The 23,110-nt window shown below is 72.1% G+C and carries 22 protein-coding genes; 9 read left to right on the top strand and 13 right to left on the bottom strand.

Translation table 11 applies throughout. The features are described from left to right. Positions 1-55 precede the first annotated feature (55 nt). Positions 56-385 (top strand): TraR/DksA family transcriptional regulator, encoded by a 330-nt coding sequence (locus AF1_RS07500; RefSeq protein ID WP_067794275.1) that lies wholly within the window; start codon positions 56-58, stop codon positions 383-385. Here the strand turns inward: AF1_RS07500 and AF1_RS07495 are convergent. After that, positions 382-1,179 carry a class I SAM-dependent methyltransferase gene (locus tag AF1_RS07495; protein WP_306303154.1) on the bottom strand — a complete coding sequence of 266 codons (798 nt, stop codon included), beginning with the start codon at positions 1,177-1,179 and terminating at the stop codon, positions 382-384. The two genes, AF1_RS07500 and AF1_RS07495, sit on opposite strands and share 4 nt — an antisense overlap. Positions 1,180-1,504: 325 nt before the next feature. On the opposite strand from AF1_RS07495, the gene AF1_RS07490 reads away from it, so the two are divergent. The 5 genes from AF1_RS07490 to AF1_RS33065 all read left to right on the top strand — a co-directional run bounded on the left by AF1_RS07490 (position 1,505) and on the right by AF1_RS33065 (position 6,616). After that, positions 1,505-2,110 carry a sigma-70 family RNA polymerase sigma factor gene (locus tag AF1_RS07490; protein ID WP_067794288.1) on the top strand — a complete coding sequence of 202 codons (606 nt, stop codon included), beginning with the start codon at positions 1,505-1,507 and terminating at the stop codon, positions 2,108-2,110. Then, positions 2,107-2,403, top strand: coding sequence for a mycothiol system anti-sigma-R factor (rsrA, locus tag AF1_RS07485; RefSeq protein ID WP_067794274.1), 297 nt, complete (start codon positions 2,107-2,109; stop codon positions 2,401-2,403). Before AF1_RS07490 ends, rsrA begins: the two co-directional genes overlap by 4 nt. 21 nt (positions 2,404-2,424) lie before the next feature. Continuing rightward, positions 2,425-3,351: an NAD-dependent epimerase/dehydratase family protein gene (locus AF1_RS07480; protein ID WP_131732521.1), complete on the top strand. Its 927-nt coding sequence runs from the start codon at positions 2,425-2,427 to the stop codon at positions 3,349-3,351. Positions 3,352-3,938: 587 nt separating this feature from the next. Continuing rightward, a complete protein-coding gene (locus tag AF1_RS07475) occupies positions 3,939-5,291 on the top strand; it encodes an HD-GYP domain-containing protein (RefSeq protein ID WP_067794273.1) in 1,353 nt (450 codons plus the stop codon). After that, complete coding sequence (locus AF1_RS33065; RefSeq protein ID WP_084262539.1) at positions 5,288-6,616, top strand: HD-GYP domain-containing protein; 1,329 nt, start codon at positions 5,288-5,290, stop codon at positions 6,614-6,616. The genes AF1_RS07475 and AF1_RS33065 overlap by 4 nt, the downstream gene beginning before the upstream one ends. Before the next feature lie 10 nt (positions 6,617-6,626). On the opposite strand, the gene AF1_RS07470 is transcribed toward AF1_RS33065, so the two are convergent. From AF1_RS07470 to AF1_RS07450, 5 genes are read right to left on the bottom strand one after another with little or no spacing between them, the layout of a single operon-like run. Further along, positions 6,627-7,820, bottom strand: coding sequence for a cytochrome P450 family protein (locus tag AF1_RS07470; RefSeq protein WP_084262538.1), 1,194 nt, complete (start codon positions 7,818-7,820; stop codon positions 6,627-6,629). Further along, a complete protein-coding gene (locus AF1_RS07465; RefSeq protein WP_067794272.1) occupies positions 7,817-8,413 on the bottom strand; it encodes a GTP-binding protein in 597 nt (198 codons plus the stop codon). Before AF1_RS07465 ends, AF1_RS07470 begins: the two co-directional genes overlap by 4 nt. Beyond that, a complete protein-coding gene (locus tag AF1_RS07460) occupies positions 8,391-8,786 on the bottom strand; it encodes a DUF742 domain-containing protein (protein WP_067794271.1) in 396 nt (131 codons plus the stop codon). The genes AF1_RS07465 and AF1_RS07460 overlap by 23 nt, the downstream gene beginning before the upstream one ends. Beyond that, complete coding sequence (locus AF1_RS07455) at positions 8,783-9,217, bottom strand: roadblock/LC7 domain-containing protein (RefSeq protein ID WP_242608733.1); 435 nt, start codon at positions 9,215-9,217, stop codon at positions 8,783-8,785. Before AF1_RS07455 ends, AF1_RS07460 begins: the two co-directional genes overlap by 4 nt. Then, entirely contained in the window at positions 9,214-10,524 is a 1,311-nt protein-coding gene (locus AF1_RS07450) for an ATP-binding protein (RefSeq protein ID WP_067794270.1), read from the bottom strand. The genes AF1_RS07455 and AF1_RS07450 overlap by 4 nt, the downstream gene beginning before the upstream one ends. 319 nt (positions 10,525-10,843) lie before the next feature. Between AF1_RS07450 and AF1_RS07445 the strand changes: the two genes are divergently transcribed. Then, positions 10,844-11,710 (top strand): helix-turn-helix domain-containing protein, encoded by an 867-nt coding sequence (locus AF1_RS07445; protein WP_207393997.1) that lies wholly within the window; start codon positions 10,844-10,846, stop codon positions 11,708-11,710. 106 nt (positions 11,711-11,816) lie between these two features. Then, a complete protein-coding gene (locus AF1_RS07440; protein WP_067794269.1) occupies positions 11,817-12,794 on the top strand; it encodes a LysR family transcriptional regulator in 978 nt (325 codons plus the stop codon). A 54-nt stretch (positions 12,795-12,848) separates the two neighbouring features. On the opposite strand, the gene AF1_RS07435 is transcribed toward AF1_RS07440, so the two are convergent. Next, a complete protein-coding gene (locus tag AF1_RS07435; protein WP_067794268.1) occupies positions 12,849-13,640 on the bottom strand; it encodes a hypothetical protein in 792 nt (263 codons plus the stop codon). Between the two features lies 1 nt (position 13,641). Beyond that, positions 13,642-14,220 carry a papain-like cysteine protease family protein gene (locus tag AF1_RS07430; protein ID WP_067794267.1) on the bottom strand — a complete coding sequence of 193 codons (579 nt, stop codon included), beginning with the start codon at positions 14,218-14,220 and terminating at the stop codon, positions 13,642-13,644. A gap of 254 nt (positions 14,221-14,474) precedes the next feature. Here AF1_RS07430 and AF1_RS07425 point away from each other — a divergent pair, with 254 nt between their 5' ends. Further along, positions 14,475-15,221 carry a nucleotidyl cyclase domain-containing protein gene (locus tag AF1_RS07425; RefSeq protein WP_131732522.1) on the top strand — a complete coding sequence of 249 codons (747 nt, stop codon included), beginning with the start codon at positions 14,475-14,477 and terminating at the stop codon, positions 15,219-15,221. On the opposite strand, the gene AF1_RS07420 is transcribed toward AF1_RS07425, so the two are convergent. The 5 genes from AF1_RS07420 to AF1_RS07400 all read right to left on the bottom strand — a co-directional run bounded on the left by AF1_RS07420 (position 15,120) and on the right by AF1_RS07400 (position 22,823). Next, positions 15,120-16,244: a phosphotransferase gene (locus AF1_RS07420; RefSeq protein WP_084262535.1), complete on the bottom strand. Its 1,125-nt coding sequence runs from the start codon at positions 16,242-16,244 to the stop codon at positions 15,120-15,122. The two genes, AF1_RS07425 and AF1_RS07420, sit on opposite strands and share 102 nt — an antisense overlap. Positions 16,245-16,340: 96 nt before the next feature. Then, complete coding sequence (locus AF1_RS07415; RefSeq protein WP_067794264.1) at positions 16,341-19,121, bottom strand: ATP-binding protein; 2,781 nt, start codon at positions 19,119-19,121, stop codon at positions 16,341-16,343. Positions 19,122-19,286: 165 nt separating this feature from the next. Continuing rightward, positions 19,287-21,080: a choline/carnitine O-acyltransferase gene (locus AF1_RS07410; RefSeq protein WP_067794263.1), complete on the bottom strand. Its 1,794-nt coding sequence runs from the start codon at positions 21,078-21,080 to the stop codon at positions 19,287-19,289. Positions 21,081-21,116: 36 nt separating this feature from the next. Beyond that, positions 21,117-21,950, bottom strand: a complete 834-nt coding sequence (locus AF1_RS07405) for a methyltransferase type 12 (RefSeq protein ID WP_067794262.1) — start codon at positions 21,948-21,950, stop codon at positions 21,117-21,119. Positions 21,951-21,959: 9 nt separating this feature from the next. Beyond that, positions 21,960-22,823, bottom strand: coding sequence for a HalD/BesD family halogenase (locus tag AF1_RS07400; protein ID WP_067794261.1), 864 nt, complete (start codon positions 22,821-22,823; stop codon positions 21,960-21,962). Between the last annotated feature and the right edge of the window lie 287 nt (positions 22,824-23,110).

The following is a 23,110-nucleotide window of genomic DNA, read 5'->3' as shown; positions in this document are numbered from 1 at the left end:
GGCCGGGGCGAAATCCCCTTCGCCGGGGAGCCCAGCGGGAGGAGTTCGCACGATCGTGGACACCGCCGTCGCCCGTTCCCGCCTCACGGCCATGCTCGCGGATCTGGATCGTTCCATTGCCATTCTCCGCGGCGAGACCCCCGAACGCGACAATTCCGCCGCGGACGCCGGGGCCGGCCTCACCGCCCACGACCGGGTGGAGGCCGCGCTGGAATCACTGGAACGCCATCGCGCCGGCGTGGCCGCGGCCCTGGAGCGGATCGGCGCCGGTACCTACGGCCGCTGTGTCGACTGCGCAGAGCCCGTCCCCGAGGGCCGCCTGGAGGCCCGCCCCGACGCCGCCCGCTGCATCACCTGCCAGGCCGGGCACGACCGCAGGCGTTAGCCCGCCCTGCGGGCGCTGGCGAGGAGATGGATTCCCAGGGACTCGTCCGCCTGCCGGGCGTTCAGTTCGGTGCGGATCAGGCGGGGCAGGGCGCGCGGCGACTCGGCGAGGACGTGCTCGACCGTTGACGGGGAGAGCACCGTGCGGGGCCTGATCCATTCGACGTCGAGGCCGGCGTCGGTGAGCAGTTCGCGGAGTTGGTGGGACGAGAACGAGCGGGTGATCGTCCCGTCCGGCCAGGGGACGAGGACGACCTCGGCGCTCGGCACGTCCGAAAGGTGCGCCCAGTAGTTCCGCTCGGCGAGCAGCGCCATCCCGAGGGTGAGGGAGTCGACGCAGAGCAGGACGCGGCCGCCGGGACGCAGCACGCGGGCGATCTCGGCGATGGTGGCCTCGGTGGCGAGGTGGCGGGACAGCACGCGGTTCTCGGCGATCACGGCGTCCACGCAGGCGTCGGTGAGGTAGGAGAGTGTGCCGGAGTCGGCGATCAGCGGGGTCGTGCCGCGCACCGGACGGCCCGGCTCGCCGGACGCGCGGGCCCGGTGCTCGGGGTCGCGCACCTCCAGCACCGCGTGCCCGGCGCCGGCGGCGAGGCCCGCGCTGTGCCCGTGGCCGCCCGAAACGTCCAGCACGCGGGACCGCCGGCGCGGCAGCCAGCGCGTGAGCTGGGCGTCCGCCACCGCCCGGTAGAAGGTCCAGTAGCGCGCCAGGGAGTCTCCGGCGCCGTCTCCGGAGGTGTCGCGCAGGCTGGCGATGGTGGGCTCGGAAGGTCGCGCCGAATGCACGGAGTGCACCTATTGCTCCTGTTCTCGCCGTGTACGTCACTTCTTTCCCCGTCCGGGGCCGGACTTCACCCTGAGTGACCCGGTGTTCGGGCGCGTCGCCCCATACAGGGAATCGGCGGGGCCGTTGCGGTGTTGCACCGTCTCATAGCGAACAACACGGAGGTGCTGACCGATGACCACGGCCGTCGCCGATCCGCAGCGGAGAGCCGGTGCGGCGGCGCCGAGCGGCGATGCGCGGGCACCCGTCCGCGTTGTCAGGCCGCGCGGACCGATATCGTCTGTGGGATACGACGCCGCCGGCCCAGTCGCGGCCACGGGCGCCACAGCCGAGGAGGTGGGTCAGGTACCGGGCACCACGGAGACCGTGGAGCAGCGCCAGGAGCGGTTCCAGCGCGACGTGCTCCCGTTCTTGGACCAGCTGTATTCGGCCGCGCTGCGCATGACGCGCAACCCGGCCGACGCCGAGGACCTCGTCCAGGAGACGTTCGCCAAGGCGTTCGCGTCCTTCCACCAGTTCAAGGAAGGCACCAACCTCAAGGCGTGGCTCTACCGCATCCTGACCAACACGTTCATCAACTCCTACCGCAAGAAGCAGCGCCAGCCCCAGCAGGCCGCCACCGAGGACATCGAGGACTGGCAGCTCGCGCGCGCCGAGTCGCACACCTCCAGCGGCCTGAAGTCCGCCGAGGCCGAGGCGCTGGAGCACCTGCCCGACAGCGATGTGAAGCGGGCACTGCAGGACCTGCCGGAGGAATTCCGCATCGCGGTCTATCTCGCCGATGTCGAGGGCTTCGCCTACAAGGAGATCGCCGAGATCATGGGCACGCCCATCGGTACGGTGATGTCCCGGCTGCACCGCGGCCGGCGCCAGCTGCGCGGCATGCTGGAGGACTACGCTGAGGAGCGCGGGCTCACCCGCGCCGGCAGGGGGTCGACATGAGCTGCGGGAACCACCATGACACGCCCTGTGACGAGGTACTGGCGCGGGTTTACACCTACCTCGACGGCGAACTCGACCAGGGCGGGTGCGGAGAGGTCCGCCAGCACCTGGACGAGTGCGGGCCGTGCCTGCGCGAGTACGGGCTCGAAGAGGCCGTCAAGAAACTGGTGAGCAAGTCGTGCGGGTGCGAGCAGGCCCCGACCGACCTGCGCGCCAAGGTGCTCGGCCGGATCGAGGAGATCTGCGGCGAGATCAAGGCGTCCGGAGGCGCCGACAAGCCCGCGGGCACCTGAACCGCCGGTATCGTGCTGCGGGTGCTCGCACTCGTCACCGGCGCGGCCGGATTCATCGGATCCCATCTCGTCGACCGGCTTGTCGCGGACGGTCATGAGGTCATCGGCGTGGACGACATGTCGTCCGGCGCCAACTCCCGTCCAGGCGTGGAGCTGTGGGAGATGGACGTCGCCGACCCGGCGCTCGCGGAGAAGGCCGCGGTGCGGCGTCCCGAGGTGATCTGCCATCTGGCCGCGCAGGTCAGCGTCCGCGCCAGCGTGGCCGACCCGCTGGGCGACGCCCGCACGAACGTGATGGGCACCGCCAACGTGCTGGAGACCGCGCGCGCGGCCGGCGCGCGCAAGGTGGTGTTCACCTCCAGTTGCGCGGTGTACGGGGTGCCGGACGCCCTGCCCGTCCCGGCGGACGCCGAGCTGCGGCCCGCCTCGCCGTACGCGGCATCGAAGGTCTCCGGCGAGGTCTACGCGGGCATGTACCGGCAGCTGCACGGCATCGACTTCACGACGCTCACCCTGGCCAACGTCTACGGGCCGAGGCAGACGCCCGAGGGCGAGGCGGGCGTCATCTCCATCTTCACGGACGCGCTGCTGTCCGGCCGCCCGACCAGGGTGTTCGGCGACGGCACGCAGACCCGCGACTACGTCTACGTCCTGGACGTGGTGGACGCGTTCGCCCGCGCGGCCGGCGACGCGGGCGGCGGGCGGCGCTTCAACGTGGGCACCGGGCTCGAGACGAGCGACCGGGAGCTGCACACGCTGGTCGCCGAGGCGGCGGGCGCGCCGGACGACCCGGAGTTCGCGCCGCCGCGGCTGGGCGATCTGCCCGCGATGGCGGTCGACCCGCGGGCCACCCGGGAGGCGCTCGGCTGGGAGCCGGAGGTCGGCCTGCGCGAGGGACTCGCCGAGACGGTCGCCTGGGTGCGCGAGCGGAACGCTGCGCACGGCTGAATTCGGCTGCATCCCCCAAAACACGGTCTTGTCGCATTGTGGCCATTTCCATGGGGTGAGTCTTTTTGTTCCGGGGTAGGGTGGGACGTACCGATCCGGATACCCGGATGGAAGAAACCCCGGGCGCAGAGCAGCCGCGGATGCACGTGCATTCTGGCGTGCAGCCGCATTGTGCGCTTACGTTGAGTGCATTCACCGGGGCAATTGATCACTTATGGTGACGATCAGTTCACGCTTTGCTCAGTTTTTCCCCCATCCGTGTGTGGCCTGCGCAGCGCGCGTTAGGCTTGTGCCGAAATCAGCGACGGGAGCACGTGCGCGCCGGTGCAATTCGGGGTATGTGCTCGCCCGGGAAGCCGGGCCCGCGCCCGGCCCTGGTAGGTCGGCCGCGAGGCCGGGACGGTCCGGTTCGGCGGGGGGAGGCAAGGAGCCATGCTCAAGCGTGTGTCGCCGGTGGGTCACGGCCGGTGCCCGAGCGCCTCGGCGTCGTCGCTGACGCTGACCAAGGGCGTGTCCTGGGTCTAGGTGCCGGCAGGCACGAAACCCCGGCGGCGGCCCGCCATCTCGTCACTCCCCGAGGGGCGGCAATGCGTGGACTACCTCTCGCTGCCTGGGCGTACGTCTGCGGTGTGGTCGCCCTGGCGGCCGGCCTCATCGCGGCGTCGTCCTTCGCGGAGCTGGACTGGAACAAGCTGGCCGTACTGGCACTGCTCTTCCTGGTCTGCGACTCGGCGCCGGCACGGCTGAACGTCGCGCGCGCCCGGGTGTCGCTCAGCTTCGCCGCGAGCCTGGCCTCGGTCGTGCTGCTCGGCCCGGTCGGCGCCGCGCTGCTCGGCCTGGTCGCCGTCGTCACCGGCCAGCGGTTCTTCGCCCCGATCAAGCGGATCTTCAACGGTGCGCAGTTCGCGCTCAGCGGGTTCACCGCCGGGACGGTCTTCGACCTGCTCGGCGGCGCCCGCTTCCATCCCGAGCAGGCCCGCTGGGTGGGCAATGTCATCGGGCCGTTCCTCGGCGCGCTGGTCACCTTCGTCGTGGTCAACCTGCTGCTCACCGCCGGGGTGCTGCTGCTCAGCCGGCAGGCCGCGCCGCGCGAGCTGCTGCGCGAGAGCGGCCAGCTCGCCGTCGGCTGCCTCGGCTACGGCATGGTCGGGCTGCTCATCGCCGGGCTGTGGCCGCGGGTCGGGCCGTTCGCCGCCGTCCTCGTCCTGCTCCCGCTGTTCATCGCCCGCTGGGCCATGGACCAGGCGTATGCGCAGCAGCAGGCGCATGCCGCGACCCTCGCCGCGCTGTGCCAGGCCGTCGAGACCAAGGACTTCTACACCCGCGGCCACTCCGAGCGGGTCTCCCGCGGCTCGGTGATGATCGCGCAGGAGATCGGGATGCGCGCCGACCGGATCGAGGCGATCCGCTACGCCGGAATGCTGCACGACGTCGGCAAGCTCGGCGTCCCCACCAAGGTGCTGCAGAAGACCGGCACCCTGACCGAGGAGGAGTTCGCCGCGATCCAGCTGCACCCGATGCGCGGGCTGGAGATCGTCCGCAATATCGGGTTCCTGGACGAGGCGCTCGCCGGCATCATGCACCACCACGAGAAGGTGAACGGCCGCGGCTACCCGATGGGCCTCGCCGGGGACGAGATCCCCGAGTTCGCCCGGGTCATCTCCGTCGCGGACGCGTTCGACTCGATGACCTCGACCCGCTCCTACCGCGCGGCCCGCAGCATCGAGGAGGCCGTGCGGGAACTGCGCCGCGGGATGGGCGACCACTTCGACCCGCAGATGGTCGAGGCGTTCCTGCGCGCGCTCGACCGCGAGGGGTGGGAGCCGCCGAACCCGGTCGTCCTGCCGGACGACGACGTCGTCGAGACCACCCAGCAGGATCACGACGACCCGAGCGCCCCGCTGCGCGTCGCCGGCGGTGACGGGGTGCGGCACCGGTGACCGGCCGGGTCCCCGCCCGGGAACGGGCCGCGTGGCGGCTGATCGACTCCGGCCAGCTGCTGCTGATCGCGACCGCCGGGCTGTTCGTCGTCGTCGCGGTCACGCAGGTCGCGGCGGTCGGCCTCCGGCAGCCCAACGTCGCGATCATCTTCGGTGTGCTGATCGCGCTGGGCGAGCTGTTCCGCATGGTGATGCCCGGCAACCGGGAGGTCGCGCCGGTCGCCGCCGCGGGCGCGATGGGCTACGCGCTGCTGGTCGGCGTCGGCCCCGAGGGCGCCCCGCCGGGCGCGCCGCTCGGCGTCGTCGCGGCCGAGCACTCGGCGCTGCAGGTCGTCGCGGTCACCGCGGTCGGCATGCTGGTCGGGTCGCTGCCGCACCTCGCGCTCGGCCGGGTCCCGCGGCCGGACGCGATGGCGCGCCGGCTGTTCACCGTCGCGCTCACCGCGCTGTGCTTCCGGCCGATGCTCGTCCTCGGCCTCGCCTGGTACCTGCTGCTGGCCGTGATGGGCGTCGTGGTGATCGCGGCCTGCTTCACCGACATGCTGATCGCCGCGACGATCCGGGCGGAGGCCGTCCGGGCCCGGTTCGGCATCACGCTGCGGGACGAGGCCGACGCGACGATGGCGCTGTGCGCGGCGACCGGCGCGACCGCCATGCTGATCGCGGTCGCGACGACCGCGATGGGCGAGGCCGCGCTGCTGATCTTCACGGTGCCGATCCTGGTGACGCAGTTCGCGTTCCGCCGGTACGCCGGCATCCGGGCCACCTACCTGGAGACCGTCCGGTCGCTGTCGCGGGTCACCGAGGTCGGAGGCTACGTGGAGGCGGGGCATTCGGGACGGGTGGCGCGGCTGGCGGTGGCGATGGGCCGCGAACTCGGCATGGCCGAGGAGGAACTGCTCGAACTGGAGTACGCGGCGCTCATGCACGACATCGGGCAGCTGTCGCTCGGCGACCCGATCCCGGGCGGGGCGACCGTGCTGGCGTCCCCGGCCGAGCAGCGCCGCATCACCGAGCTGGGCGCCGAGGTGATCAAGGAGACCGGGGTGCTGGACCGGGTGGCCTACATCGTGCGGCTCTCCTCGCACCCGTACCGGACGGGCCGCGAGCCCGCGGGCGACTCGGGGGAGCGGCCGATCCCGCCGCCGCTCGCGAGCCGCGTCATCAAGGCCGCCAACGCCTACGACGACCTGGTCGGCGACTCCGCCGACCGCGACCGGGGCGCGGCCGTCCTGGAGCGGCTGCGGCTCGACTCGGCGGCCGAGTACGACCCGGCGGTCGTGGAGGCGCTCAGCCGCGTCGTGGACCGGCGTCCCCGCCAGTAGCGGCCGGGGTTCACCGCGCTCCGGCCGGCGGGAACGTGACGGGCAGCGCGGCCAGCGCGCGGTGGAACGGGCCGGGCCGCCACTCCAGCGCGTCCCCCGGGACGGCCAGGTCCAGGTCGGGCAGCCGGTCGAGGAGCACCTCGATGGCGGCGGACGCGATCAGCCGGGAGTGGCTCTTGGCCGGGCAGGTGTGCGGCCCGCCGGCGAAGGACAGGTGCGCGCGGTTGCCCTTCCGGTCGGCCGCCGCGCGGGACGGGTCGGTGTTCGCGGCGGCGTAGCTGATCAGGACCGGCTGGTGGGCGGGCAGCCGGTGCCCGCGGAAGTCCAGGTCCCGGCGGGGGAACGTCGTCCCGTAGTTGGCCATCGGCGGGTCGGTCCACAGGATCTCGTCCAGCGCGTCCTCGACCGGCATGCTGCCACCGGACAGGTCGCCGCCGAACCGGTCGTCCGACAGCAGGAGCAGGATGCCGTTGGCGATGAGGTTCTGCTCCGGCTCGGTGCCGGCGCCGACGAGCAGCGTGAGCTGGTGGGCCATCTCGTGGTCGTCGAGCCCCGCGGGATGCCGCATCATCCATGACGTCACGTCCGCGCCCGGCTTCCGCCGCTTGCAGGCGACCAGTTCGCCGGTGGCCTCGGTGAGCAGCGCGTTGCCCTCCTCGGCGGACACGGCGTCGAAGATCGCGCTCATGCCGCGGACGAGCTTGTCGCCGATGTCGCGGGGGCAGCCGAACATCTCGTTGAACACCAGCAGCGGCAGCGTGCGCGCGTACTGGCCGATGAGGTCGGCCTTGCCGTCGGCCGCGAACCGGTCGATGAGGGTGTCCGCGCTGGTCTCGACGTGGTCGCGCAACCACGCCGGGTCGACGCGGTCCAGGCTGTCGACGATCACCGACCGGAGCCGCGCGTGGACGGAGCCGTTGGTGAACAGCGCGTTCGGCCGGGCCATCATCATCGGCAGCACGGGGCAGCCCGGGCCGACCTCCTCCTCCCACACCTCGCTGCAGCGCGGGAACGTCTCCGGGTCGCGCAGGATCTCCAGCGCCGCCTCGTACCCGATGACCAGCGTCGCGGGGACGCCGGGGGCGAGTTCGACGGGCGCGAGGTCGCCGTGGGCGCGCATGCGGGCGTAGGCGGCGCGCGGGTCCCGGGCGAAGTCCGGGCCGTACAGGGGGATGCGCTCCGGCGCGGTGTGCTCGGTGGTCATGCGGTCTCCCCGCCCAGGGTCAGGAGGTGGTCGACGAGCGAGATCAGCGCCTCGGTGGACGATCTGCGGTCCCGGGCGTCACAGGTGACGAGCGGCGTCGTGGGCGCGAGGTCGAGGGCCTCGCGGACCTCGGCGTCGGGGAAGACGGGCGAGCCGTCGAAGTGGTTGACGGCGACCGCGTACGGCAGTCCCCGCTTCTCCACGATGTCCATGACGGCGAACGACTCCTTGAGCCGGGCGGTGTCCACCAGGACCAGCGCGCCGAGGGCGCCGCGCGCCAGGTCGTCCCACAGCCGGGTGAAGCGCTGCTGGCCGGGCGCGCCGAACAGGTAGAGGACGAGGTCGTCGCTGAGGGTGAGACGGCCGAAGTCCAGCGCGACCGTGGTGGTCGTCTTGTCGCGGATACCGGCGAGGTCGTCCACGGTCGCGCCGGCCTGCGTCATCAGCTCCTCGGTGCGCAGCGGACGGATCTCCGACAGCGTCCCGACGTAGGTGGTCTTGCCGACGGCGAAGTGCCCCACGATGAGGATCTTGACGGCGGTACGGACGCTGGCGCGGACGTAGGACGTGTCAGAGGCGAGCGCGGAGTCCATCGAGCACCTCCTGGAGAAGCCGGACCTCCGGCTGCCGGACGGTGGGCGCGGCGCCCCGGGTGGCGAGGTGCCCGCTGTCGACGAGGTCGGAGAGCAGCACCTTGGTGACCCCGACGGGCAGGTTCAGATGCCCGGCGATCTCGACGACCGACAGCGCGCCGCCGCGGCACAGTTCGACGATGCGGAGCTTCTCGGGGGACAGGCCGGTGGTCCGAAGCGGGGTGCGGGGGGTCGTCCCCCCGGGGTGAAGCGGCGGGTCGCCGGTGGCGATCACGAGGGTGACGAGGTCGAACACGTTACGGGTCGGGTGCGCCCGGCCGCCGGTGACGACGTGCGGGCGCACCAGCGCGCGCCCGTTCCCGCGCCGGGTCATGCGGGGCTGCCCGCGCCCGGACGCGGCGGGCTGGTCATCTCCTTGCCCAGCCGCTGCACGAGTTCCTGCAGCCGGAACGACACGGTCTCCATGTCGACGCGCTGCGTCGCCGACACCGCGAGGTAGGCGCCGGGCCCGGCGGCGACGAGGAACACATAGCCGTCGTCGAACTCGTTCACCGTCTGCCGCCATGTGCTGCCCGCATCGCCGCAGAACTCGGCGGTGCTGCGGGCGAGCGACTGCAGGCCCGCCATGCCGGCGGCCTGCCGTTCCGCCTCGTCCCGGCTGATCCGCTCGGAGTGCGCCATGAGCAGCCCGTCGGCCGACAGCAGGATCGCATAGCGGGTCTCCGGCATCCGCAGCGCGTCGTCCAGCATCCAGCCGAGCCGGTTCGTCCCGTCGTCCATCGCGCTGTTCCCTCCCTCGTTCATGGCCGCAGATCCTTGCTCTCGGCGCCCGGTCCGCCGGCGTCGGGCGGCGTGCGGGCGCGGCCGGACCGCGTCCCGCGCTGCCAGGCGCCGAGGCCGGCGGCGGTCTCCCGCGCGGGCCGGGCCGGGGGCCGCTCCCCGGTATCCGGTGCGCCGGGCTCCTCCTCGCCGTCCGGCGCCGCGGGAGGTTCGGCGACCGCGACGCGGTTGCGCTTGGGCAGCCCGCTCGCCGTGGACGTGCCGTCCGCGGGCGCGGTGTTCTCCGCGGCGCGGGCCGGGACCGCCCGGGCGGGGCCGCGCTCGTCCGGGACGGTGGTCAGCAGCGCGCTCGGCAGGAACACCACGGCCCGCACGCCGCCGTAGGGGGAGTGGCTGTCGACCGACACCCGGAACCCGTACCGGGCGGCGAGCACGCCCGCGACCGCGAACCCGACGCGGGGCGGGTCGCCGAGCCGGTGGATGTCCACCGACACCTCGCCGGACAGCAGTTCGGACGCATGCTGCAGTTCGTCGGCGTCCATCGCGACGCCCGCGTCGTCGATCGTGATCGCGACGCCGTTGTGGACGGAGCGGAAGTTGACCTCGACGGTGGTGTCCGGGCGGGAGTGCCGCGCGGCGTTGTCGAGCAGCTCGGCGAGGGTCAGCACGACCGGCTCCACGGCGCGGCTCGTCACCGCGCTGTTGGGCGACCCCTCCAGGTTGACGCGCAGGTAGTCGCGGATGCGGGAGGTCGCGCCGCGCACCACGTCGGTCAGCGAGGATGCCGAGCGCTGCTGCCCCGGCCACGACCCGCACAGCACGGCGGTGGCCTGGGCGCGCCGTCCGATCTGGGCGTTCATGTGGTCGATGCGGAGCAGGCCCTCCAGAACGTCCGGGTCGTCGTGGCGTTCCTGCATGTGCGAGATGGCGAGCTGCTGCTCGTTGGCGAGGCTCTGCACGGCGCGCATCATCGCGCGCAGCGTCGACTTCGCCGACCGGTCGGCGCGTTCGCGGACACGCGCGGCGGACCCGGCGAACAGGTCCATCACGGTCTGCAGCGCCTGCTCGAAGGCGGGCGCCTCGCGGTCCAGGTCGTGCAGCGGGCCGGCGACGCGCACGGCGGGGTTGGTCAGGGACTCCATGAGCTCGGGCAGCCGGACGTCGGCGAGGTGCCGCAGCTCCTTCTCGCGCAGATCCAGCCCGCGGGCGAGCACGGCGTTCTGCCGGCGGAGCTCGGCCGCCACCCGCCGCTGGCGGACCAGCAGGACGGCGGCGGCGATGCCGGCGCCCGCCACGAGGACGAACGCCGCCGCCAAGAGGAATTGCTCCATCAGATCCTCGGTGCGCAGAGGGCTCGGGCGAGGTGGACCGGCCCGTTGCGCAGCGCCGGGACCGCCTCAGAGACCGGGGTTTCGGGTGGCGCAGAACACGCCCCAGGTTCGGCACCGTAGGACGGTTCGCGGAGGCGCGCTTGTGCTCGCGCGCAAGGAACTTGCCGGCGGGCGCATGGCAAGATCACCCACAGTCTGAATCGCGTTACTTTGCGCTTGATTCGGCTGATTTGGCGACGGTGATCGTACTAACCTCGGGCGACGAACGATCAACGTGCCGGCCCCGCCGGGCACGGATGGAACGGCGGAAGGGCCTGCGGTGGACGATCTCCTCGGCGGTCCTGTCCGGCCGAGTGAGACCGATTCGAACGGGGCCGTCCCCGCCGTCCCCGCCTACCGGATCGTCCAGTACCGGGCGGACCGTGCCGACTGCGTGCGCACCGCCGGGCAGGCCCGCCGCGACACCCGCGGCGGCTACCGGTTCCTGCTGCCGCTGCACGGCGAGCTGCTCATGCTGCAGGACGGCCGGGAGGCGCGGCTGTGCCCGCGGACGGGCGGCCTCGTCCCGCCGGCCGCGCCGCTGCGGATCGTCCAGCGGGGCCCCGCCCGCGCGCTCGTCATGACGATCCCCGCCCGCGAGGTGGACGGGCGGCTGAACCTCCCGTCCCTGCCGGTGACGGGCGTCGATCTGACCGCCGGCCTCGGCCGTGTCGTCGCTGGCATGGTGCGGGCCGTCGGCGAGGAACGCGACACCCTCACCGGGCCGGAGTTCGACGCCGCCTGCGACCGGATCACCGAACTGCTGTGCCTCGCCGTCGCGGGCACGCGGTGCCCGGACGTGTCCGGCCCGCTCGCCGAGGTGGAGGCGGTCGTGCGCCGCTACGTCCGCGCGCACGCCACCGACCCCGGCCTCACCGGCACCGCGATGGCGCAGGACCTCGGCTGGTCGCTGCGGCAGATCCAGCTCGCGCTGCAACGGGCCGGCACGACACCCCGCGAGCTGATCCGCGAGGAGCGGCTCCGGCTCGTCCGGGACCGGCTGCGCGACCCGCTCTACCGGCACGTCACCATCACCGACCTCGCCCACACGACCGGGTTCTCCTCGGCGAGCGCGCTCAGTCACGCGTTCCGGCAGCGGTTCGGGGTGAGCCCCCGGGAACTGCGGCGGACCGGCGATCCCCGCTGACCTGGGGGCGAACCGGCCCCGCCCGCATTTCCCTCCACGGCGGGCCGATCCGGGGTTACTATGCGGCTGACATACCGGACGGGGCAGAGACAAGTCAGGAGTAAACGTGGATCTCGGCCCCCACCATCTCCGGATGATCGAGGCGATCGCCGCGACCGGCAGCATCAGCAAGGCCGCCGCCCGGCTCGGCCTCACCCAGCCCGCGGTCAGCACGATGCTCCGCCGTGTCGAGGGGCATCTCGGCGTGCAACTGTTCGTACGCTCCCCCGAGGGCGTGAGACCGACGCCGGTCGGGGCGGAGGTCGCGACCCGCGCCCGCGCCGCCCTCTCCGGCATCGACGACCTGAACGCCGCGCTCGCGCAGCGCCGCCATCCCTCGGCCATGCCGCTGCTGCGGGTCGGGGTGCAGGCGTGCCCCGCGCTCACCCGGCTCGGCGACCATCTCGGCTCGCTGTCGCCCGAGGCGCGGCTGCACCTGCGCGTCGATCCGGGCGGCGGGTGCATCCCCGTCCTGCTGGCGTCCGGCGCGCTCGACATCGGCCTGTTCCAGGAACCGGTCGACTACGACCCGTGTCCGCGTGACGGGCTGCGGCGGCTCGTGCTGGTGGAGCGCGAGCCGGTGCTCGTCGGGATGTCGTCGTCCAGCCCGCTCGCGGCCCGCACCACCGTCGGATTGGGCGAGCTCGCCGACGAGGACTGGCTGGACGACCCGCTCGACGACGGCCCGTGGCCCGCGTACTTCCGGGCCGTGTGCGCGGCGGCCGGATTCCAGCCGCGGGTGCGGTACTGGTCGTCGGACTGGCAGGTCTCCTCCTCGCTCATCCGGTCGGGACACGCCGTCGCCGTCTACCACCCGACCGCGGCACCCCGCGACGGGGTGACGTTCCGGCGCATCACCGGAGACCCGCTCGGGCAGCGCGTCGTGCTGGGGTGGCGGCCCGAGGCGGAGGAGGCGGCGGGCCGGCTGCGCGGCGTCTTCAACGACGTCTACCTCGATCTCGTCCGGGCGCAGCCCGTCTACCGCGAATGGTGGGACGCGCACCCCGAGGCGCATCCGGCGCTGCCCGTCCCGGTCCGCGGGTGACCGACGCGCGGGTTCCGGGGCGGGGGGTAGTTCCCGGAACCCGCGCGAGGGTCGCTAGTGGTCGCCCTGGCGGCGGCGCCGCACGAGGGTGACGCCCGCGGCCATCACCACGCCGCCCGCGCCGAGCGCGACCAGAGTGGGCGCCGGGCCCCTGTCCGGCGCCGGTTTGCGCACGCCGGTCGTGGGCGAGAAGCCGCCGTACAACCCGGACCGCTGGTAGGCCGTGCCGGGCAGCTTGTCGGCGTACCGGGTGTGGACGAGCCGCTGGTACTCGGCCAGCGACACGCCGTTGCCCACGGACGTCTTCGCCGTGTTGTTGAGGGCGGTGACCCGGCCGTCCTTCAGCCGGTACCAGGCGCGGATCTGCGGCTCGGTGAACACCGTGCCGCCCTGCGCCTGCGCCGGGTAGGCGGACTCGTCCGACCCGGAGATCACGTTCATGACCTTCCAGCTCTTGCCGGACCTGGTCAGCCACATCGTGGCGTGCTGCCCGCTCGCCGACCGCGCGCCGATCGCCATGTAGGCGAACGTCGCGACCGGCGCGCCGCCCGTGCCCTTCACGAACGCGGGGTTCAGCGAGTTGACGGACTGCGCGGCCCCTTCGAGCCGGGGCGCCTTCGCGGCGGCCGCGGACGCCGGGACGTCCTGCTTCGTCAGCTGACCGCGCTGGTGCTGGTCGAGGTGGACGAAGAATTCGCCGAGGCGCTGCTGCGCCGCCGGGGACGCGGCGACCTTCGCGGCGGCGGCCGCGTCCGGCGACGGGCCGGCGGCCATCGCCGCGGTGCCGCTCAGGAGGACCGTCCCGCCGATCACGGCGCCGGTCGCGAGTTTCGCGGTGTATCGCATATCAACCCCCGATCCCGGACAGGGCCTGGCCCCACTGGAACTCGTAGTTGTTGACGTAGTCGCTGTACGACATCTCCGAGTACCGGGGGCTGTACGGCCACGGGTCGCCGTACGCGATCGTCTGGCTGCCCGACTGGTAGCCGTAGATGACCTGGGCGTGGCCGCCGCCGGCCGACCAGTAGATGCCGGTCAGGATCGGCCGCTGCGCGTTGATCTCGCCCGTGACCGACTGGAACGACAGCGGGCCGGTGACCTGGCCGGGGGAGAGCCCGAGCGCCTGGTACGCGCGCTGGTCGTACTCCAGATAGCCGGCCTGGTTCGGGCAGTAGCTTCCGCGCGGGTAGCCGAACCCGAGGTTGCAGAAGTCGTTCTGGCTGACGTTGCCCCTTCCGTGGAACTTGGCGATCGTCAGCCCGCTGGCGACCCAGCACCACGAGTCCTGCTCCTGGACCTGCTGGCTGATTGGCAGATTCTGTGCCGAGGCGACTCCGGCCGAGGCCGTGAGGGCGGCCGCGGCCACCCCCGCGGCACCGACCGCGAGCCACCGGCGTGCCCGGGCGGGTCGGGTACGCGTTCTCATTCACTTCCGCCTTGTCTCCCGGCGCCGTGGGACACCTCTCGCGCAACTCCCGTCCGGTGCCGGGGGGATGCCGGCCGGGAACTTCTGCGCAAAAGACCCAAGGAACGCCATAAAAGTCGCACCGCCCATCGGACCCTGGGAAATGCCAACAGGTCATAACGCCCCGGCATACCCGCCCCTCCGTGCCCGGTGACATGGGCGGTTCTGTGTCCGGTGACCTGGACGACCGGCCGCCCGGGGCGTTCACTCGTACCGTGGAGGCACCACTCGACCGCGCGCCCGCCGGCGCCCTCGCGCCCTGGTCGGGACTGAACTGCTCCGTCCTGTTCTGCGACGTCGCGGGGTTCGGCGACCCGTCCCGCGACGACGAGGACCGTCAGGTCGTCCGGGACGTCACCTACGGCATCCTGCTGTCGGCATTGGCGGCCTCGGACGTCCCGCCCGCCGACACCTACCGCGAGGACCGCGGCGACGGCGCGCTGGTGATCGTCTCGCCCGCCGTCCCCACCGCGTCCCTCATCGACCCCCTCGCCGGGCACCTCGCCGTCGCGCTCCGCCGGCACAACCACCGCGCGAGCGCCGCCGTCCGCGTCCAGTTGCGGGCCGCCCTGCACGTCGGCCCCGTCACACCGGACGCCGAGGGCCTGAACGGCCAGGTCATCATCCAGACGGCCCGCCTCATGGAGGCCCCCGTCCTCAAGACCGCCCTCGCCGAGACCGGCGCCGACCTGGGCTTCATCGTCTCGTCGTTCGTCTACGACGCCTACGTCGCCCACCTGCACGGCCCCATCGACCCGCGAGCCTTCGAACGCGTGACGCTCACCGTCAAGGAGACCACCACCGAAGCCTGGATGTACCTGGCCGGCACGGCGAACCGGCCCGCGGCCCCGGCGCCCCGCTCACCCGACCCCGACGGCCCCCAGGGGACCACCGTCTTCAGCGGGGACGTTCAGGTCCGCGGCGACCTGGTCCTCGGCAACAAGATCACCCACAATCGCTGACGGCATCCCGCCCCAGCGGTTCTCGACGCCGCGCGCCAGCCGCGCCCACTTCGCGGGCGACCGCGAGACCGCGAGATTGCGCACCGCCGTGAACCGGAACAACCACGCCAGCGCGTCCGGCTTGAGTTCGTGCTCCGTTTCCTCCTGATAGGCCGCGATAAAGGCATCGGCCAGGTCCCAGCGCAGATTCGCCGGCTCCAGATAGGCCAGGTGCAGCCCGGCGAGCGTGACGTCGTACCACTGGACGTCCCAGTGCGCCCGGTCCCAGTCGACGATCTCGACGACCCGGCCGTCCTCGACCAGAAGGTTCTCGGTCCGCAGATCATGGTGGGTGATCCCCTTGGGGCCGAGGTACAACCCGACTCGCTCCTTGCTCAGCCTGGCCAGCCCCGCGCTGACGACCTTGATGTGCTCCAGGCTGCGTCCCCTCGACACCATGTCGGCGATGAGCGGATCGGCCCGCCTGAGAACGCGGGTCATCGGCCAGTCGTAGACGTTCAGGTCGGATTCCGAGGCGTCCAGCGCCGCTCGTTCGATGGCGGCCGTGTTCCGGTGCACCAGTGCGAGTTTCCGTGCGGCGTCCTCGACCAGTGAGACCGCCAGCCAGTCGGGGGCCGGGTCGTGCTCGGCATAGGAGCGGACGAACCAGTGGTCCCGGAAAACCGTCACCCAGGAATGGCCGTGCCGGGTCGGGACCGGGGGCCGCACCACGGATCTCGCCCGCGTATCGGCCAGTGTTTGCATAATGGCGAATTGCCAGCCGAAAGGGATCCGCCCCGGTTCCCTGCGCACCTGGGAGATCAGGTACGTTCGGTCGTCGTGCTTGTACGTATAGTGCAGGCTGTAGTGGCGGCGTGGGGCGCCCAGGAATACGGGCCGGCGGTGGCCGTAATGCAATCTGAGAATCTCACCACAAGCGAGAAAACGGTCATTCGGGAGCAAGGTACGTCCCTGGGTGAAGAACCGGGCCTCACTTAGGCCCCAGATTGCAAATTGCACCACAGAAGAGCGCCCGAAACTCATGAATGGGAAATCAACACGGAGTCGAGGGCGGATTTTTGGTGGCGGCCGCGGACCGGGGGTGGCCGCGGTGCCCTGATCTTCGTGAAGGAGATCGGCTCAGGGGTCGCCCAGGAGCTGCTTCAGCTCGTGGTCGATCGCGTCCGCTTCGGTGCGGGCGGCCCCGGCCGCGGCGGGGTCGGCGGCGGTGTCGCAGATCAGGGCGAGCAGGCGGAGGGCCTTGATCTCTTCGTGCTGGACGCCGATCTGCGCCGCAAGGCGGCGTGCCAAGCGCACCTGGACCATGGCGTCGGTGGGACGGTTCAGGCGGAGGAGGATCTCGCCCAGGTTGCGCAGGGTGACGACCTTGCCGTAGCTGTGGCCGACATCGTCCTCCAGGCTCAGGCCCCTCTCCGCCGTGCGCAGTGCTTTCTCCGCCAGGCCCATCTGCAGGTACACCTTGCTGAGCAGGTCGAGGGAGCCGGCGATGCCGCGCCTGTCGTCGATCAGGTGGCACAGCCGCAGTGATCGCTTCGCCGCGTGCCGGGCCCGGCCGAGCCGCCCGGCGTTGAGCTCGATGAGGCCGAGGGCGTTCAGGACGTTCGCCTCCCCGTGCCGGTCCCCGATGGAGCGGCGGATGACGAGCGAGCGGTTCGCGTCCTGCCTGGCCCGTTCGTACACGCCCATCCGGCGGTAGCAGCGGCTCAGGCTGTCCAGGGCCTCCGCCTCCCCGTGCCGGTCGCGGAGCTCCTGGAGTATGTCGAGCGCTTCGAGCCCGGCCTCCACGGCCTTCTCGTGCCAGCCGAGCCGCCGCCTGATCGTGGAGAGGTACACCAGGGCGTGGCCCTCGCCCTGCCGGTCGGTGATCTTGCGGCGGATGCTGAGCGCCTCCTCGGCGTACGCGCGGGCCTGGAGGTGGCGGCCGATCCGCATGTAGAGGTAGCCGAGGAACGCGAGCGTCTCGCCCTCGCCGTGCCGGTCTCCGATCTCCCTGCGGATCCTCAACGCCTGCTCGGTGGCGTCCTGGGATTCGCTGATCCGGCCCCAGCCGTAGTAGATGCGGGCCATGTTGTCGAGGGTTTCGGCTTCGCCGCGCAGGTCCTCGATCTCCTTGCGGATCTCCAGGGCGTCCGCGGCGCACTCGTACGCCCTGGCGTACTCGCTGAGGCCCTGGTAGCCGCGGGCGAGGGTGTCGAGCGTGGTCGCCTCGGCGTGCCGGTCGCTGATCTCGCGCCGGATCGCGAGGGCCTGCTTGCCCAGTTCCAGCGCCATCCGGTAGTCGCTGAGCTGGAGGTGCGTCCGGGCCATGTTGTCCAGGACGGCCGCCTCCCCGTAGCGGTCCTCGACCTGCAGGCTCAGCCGAAGGGCCGACGCCGCTTCGAGCAGGGCCTCCTGCGTCTGGCCCAGCTCGCGGTAGATGACGGAGATGTGGTGGTGCATGAAGAAGCGGGCGACGGGGTTGGCGCCCCGCTGCGCCGCCTCCAGGCCGACCCGGTGGACCTCCAGGTTCTCGTGGCAGTAGCGGCGCAGCTCGAAGAAGTCGTAGACGGCGTCGGCCAGTTCCCAGGCGAGCTGGTCCCAGTGCAGGCGGGCGACCTGCCGGGTGAGCTCGGTGAGATTCTGCTGTTCGGCGGCGAACCATTCGAGGTGCCGGGCCCGTTCGGCGGGGTCGGGGTTCACCGGCGGGGCGGTGAGCTCCTGGCGGATCGTCCGGCGGTACCGGTCGAGGAACCGTCCCGCCTGCTGGGCGGTGGTGAGGTACCACATCGCGAGCCGCTGGATGGCGGCGGTACGGACGACGGAGGAGTCCTCCCGGAGCGCACGGCCCTGCGCGTACTCGCGGAGCAGTTCGTGCAGGTGGTAGCGGTCGCCCCCGATCGCCTGGACGAGCCCGGCCGTCTCCAGTTCGTCGAGGAGGCGCCGGGCGGCCTCCGGCGTCGTCCCGAGGAGGGCCCCCACGGCCGCCGGCGCGACGTTCTGCCCTTCGAAGAGCCCGAGGAGCCGGAACGCGCGGCGGCGGTCCGGTGCGAGGCCCCGGTAGGACAGGTCGAACGCGGCGCCGACCGCCTCGCCCGGGTCCTCGCCCGCCGCCAGCTTCGACAGCCGGTCGCCCTCGGCGAGCGCCTCCACGGTGGCGGCGACCGACTGGTGCGGACGGGTGGCGAGGTTCGCGGCGGCCACGCGCAGCGCCAGCGGGAGCCGCGCGCACATCTGCACGAGTTCGGCGGTGGCGTCGGGCTCGCGCTGCGTCCGCTCCCGCCCGGCGACCTCGCCGACCAGGTCGCGCGCCTCCGCCGGGGACAGCAGGTCGAGTGCCGTCGCCTTGGCGCCGCACCGCGCGACCAGCGCGGTGAGCCTGCGGCGGGCCGTGACGACGACCACGCAGGACGAGGTGCCGGGTAGCAGCGGATACACCTGCTGTGCGGACGCGGCGTCGTCCAGGACGATCAGGGCCCGTTTGCCGGCGAGCCGGGACCGGTAGAGCGCGGCGAGCTCGTCCTCCTCGACCGGCAGCCGGCTGGAGGGGACCCGCAGCGTCCGCAGCGCCTGGCCGAGGGCTTCGCGCGGGGAGATCGGGCCCCGTTTCGTGTAGCCGCGCAGATCGATGAAGAGCTGCCCGTCGGGGAAGTGGTCCGCCATCAGATGCGCCCAGTGCACCGCCAGCGCGGTCTTCCCGATGCCGGGCATCCCGGTCAGCGCGATGATGACCGGGGCCGGGCCGGCGTCCGCGACGAGGGCGTCGAGCCGGTCGAGGACGTCCCGCCGTCCGGTGAACCCGGGAACGTCCAGGGGAAGCTGCCGGGGAGGTGCCTCCGCCTCCGGCGCGGGCGCGAGGTGGACATGCTTGTCGCCGGAGACCAGATCCCCCTTGGCGTTCGCTTCGCCGAACAAGGCCGTCATGCCGGGCCTCCACGGTTGGCTCGACCTGAGATCACCGTAACGCCGGATTCGTCGGAAAAATATGGACGAATACACAAGTAGCGGTCTTGGTCGTCCGGGTGCCGAAGGGAAGTACGCCGCCGCCCGATCGGGCGGATCCACCGGCCCGCCCGGCCGGGCCGCTGATCAGGAGAGGAGGTCGCGCAGCTCGCGGACGGCCTCGCGGAGCCTGTCCGCGAACATGTGCATCGCGCCGGCGACGGGCTCCGGGGTGCTCAGGTAGACGTTGAAGCGGTCCGGGAGGAGGACGTAGGCGACCCCGATGCACTGCCGGCTGGTGGAGCCGAACCCGAAGTACCGGATGTTGACCGACGGTGCCGAGCTGGTGCTCAGATAGTCGTCCCGCATCGTGACCCAGCCCGGCGTGTCGAAGAGGGGGAGCGGTTCGGTGACGCCGAGTTCGGCGCCGCGCCGCTTCTGGATCAGCTGCAGCTCCCAGAGATGCTGCTCGGGCGCCTGCCCGGCCTGGCACTGCTTCGCGCGGCGGACATGGGCGTCGGCGGCGGCGCGGAACGCGTCCCGGCGGGCCTCGCGGTCGGCCGCGGGATCGTCCATGACCTCGACGAAGCGGAGCACCTCGGGGGTGACGACGCGCATCGCCTCGGTGCGTCCGTGCCGGTACTGGCGGGTCGCGATCGACTCGTAGGTGGTGCCCGTGAGGCCCTTCGCGCGCCGATGGGCGAGCTGGTAGGCCATCTGGGCGAACGCGTCCGGGGACGTCTTCAGCCGTTTCGCCTCGGCGGAGCCGAAGTCGTCGAACGACACCGTGGCCGTGGCGGTCGCGGCGGCGTAGGCGGCGAAGGAGGCCGCGGCGTCCCGGACGTCCCGCCGCAGGTCGTCGTCCAGGACGAACTCGATCGGCTCGATGACGGGAAGCCCCTGCGGCGCGGCGCCCGACCGCCGGGACAGCTCCTCGGCGGGCGTGCCGAGCAGCGCGTCCACGAAGGTGAGGACCGTGGTGCCGTCCAGGCCGCAGTGTTCGACGTTGATCCCCGCGGTGCCGTCGCCGAACACGATGAAGGACACGGCCTTGTCGAACCAGCGGTTGCCGCTGTCGCCGTGGAGCAGATGGTCGCAGGCGTCAAGGGCGCTCGCGGGGGTGAAGTCCTCCAGGCAGACGCAGAACAGCGCGGTCTCGACGTCGTCGAGCGCCTTGCCGTTGCCGAGGGCGAGAAGCGCGTCGCGGCTCGCCGCCCACCCGGCGCGGGCCTTGGTGGTGAGGTGCCCCGGGGACGGCTCCACCGCGGCCTCCGCCTTCAAGATCGTCCCGAGGCCCGCGCGCAGTTCCTCCAGGGTGTGCGGGTGCCCGTCCGGGCCCACCACGTCCATCCGGATCACGTTGCCGCGGTAGAACACGACGATGTGCCGGGCGCCGGACGGGCCGGGCCACGCGCCGGTGTAAGGCGCGCGGACGGTGTCCTGCTCCACGCCGGGGATGCGCGTCGTGGAGAACAGGAACCGGTTCTGCACCATCGACAGGGGACGGCCGCGTTGCACGGCCGGCGGGATCCGCTCCTCGTCCAGCCGCAGCTTGTAGTCGAGCGCCCCGGCGATCAGGCCGGCCGCGCGCTCCACCTGCCCCTCGGGCGACTCCTTGAACAGGAAGAAGAAGTTGGCGTTCAGCGCGATGCGGTCGCGGCGGCCGAGGTACCGGTACGGCCAGAACGTGTCGAGCCAGCTGTGCACGCCCTCGGACGCGTCGTAGCGTTCGAGCGCCGCGTGCAGGGCGCGGCCGGGGCCGTCCGGGCGGGCGAACTCGGCCAGCGCCGCCTCCGTCCGCGCCCGCTCGTCGTCGGTGAGCAGCGGCCCGCACCATTCCATGAACCGCTCGCAGGTTTCGTCGAGCGTCGGCAGGGGCACGCGCGGCAGGCCCGCCTCGTTGCCGAAGGTGCGGGACGAGAGTTCTTCGCTGGCGTTCACTTCGTTCCTCGTGTCGTTGTCTCCGCCGGGGCTCCGCTACGGTCGCCGGCCGGCGGGGCGGGAAATGTAGAGCTGCGCGTAGAACCAGCCGCCGGTCTCCAGGCCGGACGGGTCGACGCCGACGTCCGCGAGCCGCTCCAGGACGAGCGCCTGTTCCTCCGGTGTCGCGAATCGGCGCTGCCTGAACAGCCCGTCATGGCGGACGGTCTCGTAGCCGGCGGCGGTGAGGGTGTCGGCGATGGGGTCGAACGGGAACATGCGCAGGATGAAATGCGCCATCCAGGGCAGAGGGCCCTCGTGGGCGTCGATGATCCGGGAGATGGTGCGTTCGGTGACGTAGCCGAGGCAGCCCGTGGAGATGGCCAGGTCCGTTCCCGCGAGCTGGGCGCGCTGCTCGCCGGTCGGCTCGCCGTTCTCCAGGTCGGCGTGGACGGCGCCGTCCAGGAAACCCGCGTCGAGTGCGTAGGAAAGGGCGTTGTCCGAGGCGTCCAGCCCGAGGAAACGGACCCGGCCCGCATGGTCACCGAAGGCATGTTCACGGGAATGGACCAGCTCCCGGTCGCGGGTCAGCAATGTGGCGCGCGTGTGCCGGTGGGCGTCGCGGCCGCCGTAGCGATCGTACAGCTCGTCCATCGTGGCGCCGTGTTTCACCAGGGCCGCGTTGATCCCGTACGAGCAGCCGATGTCCAGAACGGTCGGGACCGGAATCCCGCGCGCCTCCCGGTATTCGGCGATGAGCCGGAGAAAGTGCGGTTTCGCCAGCTCCGGGATGTTGTAGTGGAGATCGCGGAGTGTGCTGAAGTAGGCGCGGGGATCGGGCCGCGTATAGATGTGGTCGAGCGAGATCTTCCCCGTCGTGTCGACGCGCAACGCGCCCTCCTAATCGAGCAACCGGTCGACCCGGACGGCGCGCCCCTCCGCCGCCAGGTGCTCGGGCAGGACACGGCCGAAGAGCTGCCTCGTGCGCGCGACGCTGCCGATGACCCCCGGGCGCTCGCTGTAGGCGAAGATCGCGGTGTGCCGCGCCGTGTCCCCGCGGACCGTGCTCACCCGGTGCAGCGAGTACCGTCCCTTGAACAGCTGCAGGTCGCCGGGGCGCAGCGTGAGCCGGCGGACGAGGTGCTCGCCGCGCCCGGTCAGCACGTCCCGGACGTCGCCGAAGTTCTCCCGCTCCGCCGTCCTGATGTTCGGGCAGTACTCGAAGACGCCTCCGTCCGCGGACTCCTGCGTCAGCAGGCTCACGGTGAACTCGTTGGTGTCGAAATGCCAGGGATGCTCCATCCCCGGGTTGACGACGTTGAGGCAGAGCCCCGACAGCGGATCGGCCAGCTCGCGCACCCGCGGCAGCCCGAAGCAGCTCGCCACGAACCGCTGGAAGAGCCCGCTCGCATAAAGCCGGTGGATGATGAAGCCGGCGGGGATGCGGTCACGTGCGACGAACGCGTTGCCCCGCTGGAATCTGATGCGCCCCGGGTGGCCGTCCGGCAATGGCGTATCGACATCGATGTTGTAGGCGTTCACCGTTTCGACGTCATAATGGGCGGACGGCGAGATCGTCGCGCATTCCGCCCGCAGCGCGTCCTGCAATGCGGGGCGAATGAAGTCGGGCAGCACGCAGCATCCGGATCGCTCCAGCTCGTCCCGTGTCCGGGAAACGACGGCGCGCCAGCCGGTGCCGTCCGGATCGGTCAGCGGATAGCGTTCCGTGTCGGCCACCTGTGCGAGAGCCTCCGCCGCGCCCATGATGATCCTTCCGCGTCGCCGAACCTCAGACGGGTTTTAGCACATTCCTTCAGTTAATTCATGGTCGTGCTTTTCCGGCATGATTTGTCAGAAAACGATAAACTCGGCCCGTGACCTGTGCCTTCGGCCGGTCCGGCGCGGGTGCGGCCGGCCCCCGGTGTGTCCCACCTCACCCGCCCCTCCGCCGCCGGTACGGCCGGGAGGTCCGCGGCGGCCGGTGCGCCCCGGTGCCGCCCCGGCAGGGCGGCGTACCGGCCGGACGGCCGTATGCCCGGCCCGCCTTGGAC

The sequence above is a fragment of the Actinomadura formosensis NBRC 14204 genome (assembly GCF_001552155.1).
In the GTDB taxonomy this organism is placed as follows: Bacteria; Actinomycetota; Actinomycetes; order Streptosporangiales; family Streptosporangiaceae; genus Spirillospora; species Spirillospora formosensis.
Note: the sequence above shows the minus strand (reverse complement) of the source record. Positions and strands in the feature narration are given on the sequence as shown.